Source organism: Citrobacter portucalensis, assembly GCF_002042885.1.
Taxonomy (GTDB): domain Bacteria; phylum Pseudomonadota; class Gammaproteobacteria; order Enterobacterales; family Enterobacteriaceae; genus Citrobacter; species Citrobacter portucalensis.
On sequence record NZ_MVFY01000038.1, the window covers coordinates 1 to 439 of the forward strand.

1 tRNA gene and 1 rRNA gene are annotated in these 439 nt (G+C 45.6%); both read left to right on the forward strand.

Going from position 1 to position 439, the window contains the following annotated elements:
- Nucleotides 1-78 (forward strand): 16S ribosomal RNA (locus BZK40_RS24080); the annotation flags it as partial.
- Between the two features lie 85 nt (nt 79-163).
- Nucleotides 164-239: transfer RNA gene (locus BZK40_RS24085), tRNA-Glu, on the forward strand.
- Nucleotides 240-439: the final 200 nt, after the last annotated feature.

The window sequence follows — 439 nt, forward strand, 5'->3', positions numbered from 1 at the left end:
ACCACTTTGTGATTCATGACTGGGGTGAAGTCGTAACAAGGTAACCGTAGGGGAACCTGCGGTTGGATCACCTCCTTACCTTAAAGAACCTGCCTTTGTAGTGCTCACACAGATTGTCTGATGAAAAGTAAATAGCAAGGCGTCTTGCGATTGAGACTTCAGTGTCCCCTTCGTCTAGAGGCCCAGGACACCGCCCTTTCACGGCGGTAACAGGGGTTCGAATCCCCTAGGGGACGCCACTTGCTGGTATGTGTGAGTGAAAGTCGCCGACCGAAGTATCTCAAAACTGACTTACGAGTCACGTTTGAGATATTTGCTCTTTAAAAATCTGGATCAAGCTGAAAATTGAAACGACACACTGTTTCATTTCTCCGTAATAAGAAATGAAAAATGGTGTGTTCGAGTCTCTCAAATTTTTGCAAGTCGATGATGAATCGAA